The 1,898-nt window shown below is 53.2% G+C and carries 1 protein-coding gene and 1 pseudogene; one reads left to right on the top strand and one right to left on the bottom strand.

The features are described 5' to 3' along the window. Positions 1 to 265: 265 nt before the first annotated feature. Positions 266 to 991, top strand: coding sequence for a transposase (locus GTA51_RS20300; RefSeq protein ID WP_160964297.1), 726 nt, complete (start codon positions 266 to 268; stop codon positions 989 to 991). Here GTA51_RS20300 and GTA51_RS20295 read toward each other — a convergent pair. Beyond that, positions 978 to 1,778 (bottom strand): annotated as a pseudogene (locus GTA51_RS20295) (Tn3 family transposase); the annotation flags it as partial. The gene GTA51_RS20300 and the pseudogene GTA51_RS20295 overlap by 14 nt on opposite strands. Between the last annotated feature and the right edge of the window lie 120 nt (positions 1,779 to 1,898).

The raw sequence follows: 1,898 nt of genomic DNA, 5'->3' as shown, positions 1-1,898 counted from the left end.
TAAATTGCGTAGTCTGGCCATGCGGGGCCGCGAGGCGTTGCTGCGCCTATACAGCTTTGAGCAACAGATGGTGCCGCGCATTGAACTGTTGAAAGACGAGTTGAAGCGTTCGTGAAAGAGTCCCTAACTCGACTTTCGGGGATCAACTTCAAATAAAAGCAAAATGCAACCGACTGGTATTGCATAATTTTTTTCTTGAAGGACACTTCCTGCCCCTGTACACTGTTGTTACCAAGCACCAGAGCGCAGAAGAGGAAGTGCCCAGATGGAAAATACGGAAATTCTCCCTGGTTTTCAAGCGACAAGAGAGTGTGTCGCCAGCAAGATTGACATTTTTTTCGACAACGTCAGCCTAAACAAGCTTGCATCCGCTTGTGGTATTTCCAAAAACAAAGGCGTCTCTGTAAAGAAATTGCTTATGTTGCTTTTTACAATGCCATTTCTAGGAACGAATATTTATCGAACCACGGTGTGTAACACGGACTGTGAGTTTGGCAAGGACGTTGTCTATGACTTCCTCGGGTCGCATCGGTTTAGTTGGCGACGGCTGCTTCTCATGGTTGCCCTCAAAGTCACATCCATGCTTGACGCTCTCACGACAGAGAACTGTGAAACCGTGCTTATCCTCGATGATACGTCCGTACATCGGCCTCGGGCCAAGAAAGTTGAACTTCTTTCTCGAGTCTATGACCACGCAGAAAGGAAATTCATAAAGGGTTTTAGACTGTTGACTCTGGCTTGGTCAGACGGAGCCAGTCTCGTACCCATTGATTTTGCGCTGCTTTCTTCTACCAGCCCGAGCAACCGTTACCAGGGTGTCCTTAAGGAGCTGGACAGGCGCACATGTGGAGCCAGGCGGCGGCGCGAGGCTGTGACCAAGTCAACGAGCCTTCTTGCGCCCATGGTTCAGCGTGCGCTTGAGACCGGCGTCAAAGCCCGCTACCTGGGCTCATCTGAGGAAACGGAAATAGAGCACCTTAAGGCATGTTAACTGGCCGTAATAATTTAAACTTATTTTTAGCATATTTTGCTTTGGCTGGCCAGACGTAGTCGCCGGTCAGGTTGATGTGCTCCCACCCCAGTGGCGACAGAAACCGGAGCATCTCGTCATCGACGGGGTGGCCATGGCCGCGCAAGACGTGCGCGGTTTGTTCCAGGTACACCGTGTTCCACAGCACAATGGCCGCGATGACAAGATTCAGGCCGCTTGTTCGATACTGCTGCTGTTCGAAGCTACGGTCTCGGACTTCGCCTAATCTATTGAAGAAGACGGCGCGTGCGAGAGCATTGCGGGCTTCACCCTTGTTCAGTCCTGCATGGACACGACGTCGCAGCTCAACATGTTGCAGCCAGTCCAGGATGAATAACGTACGCTCGATGCGCCCCAGCTCCCGCAGAGCTACAGCGAGGCCGTTCTGACGTGGATAGCTGCCCAAATTTCGCAACAACAGTGAGGCCGTCGCCGTGCCTCTCTTGATTGAGACGGCCAAACGCAGGATGTCGTCCCAGTGGGCGAGGATGTGTTGTGTATTCAGAGGACCACCGATCAGAGGCTTGAGGCCGGCGTAGGCTGGAGCCGACTTGGGCACGTAGAGCCTGGTGTCTCCCAGATCGCGTATGCGCGGTGCGAAGCGGAAGCCTAACAAGTGCATGAGCGCGAAGACGTGATCAGTGAAGCCTGCCGTATCGGTGTAGTGCTCTTTGATTTTCAGGTCAGACTCGTGATAGAGCAGGCCGTCGAGGACAAAAGTGGCGTCGCGTACGCCAACGTTGGTAACCGTCAAAAGAACCCCTTCTTACGCCTCCTGAATTTTCTGGCATGGAGTGTCCCCAGGAGGGGCGACCATGGTAGCATCGGCACCGGAGCATAGATCCGAAAAGGCGGCGTATTGGGCTGG

This window comes from Solidesulfovibrio aerotolerans, from assembly GCF_009856865.1.
Lineage (GTDB): Bacteria > Desulfobacterota > Desulfovibrionia > Desulfovibrionales > Desulfovibrionaceae > Solidesulfovibrio > Solidesulfovibrio aerotolerans.
Note: the sequence above shows the minus strand (reverse complement) of the source record. Positions and strands in the feature narration are given on the sequence as shown.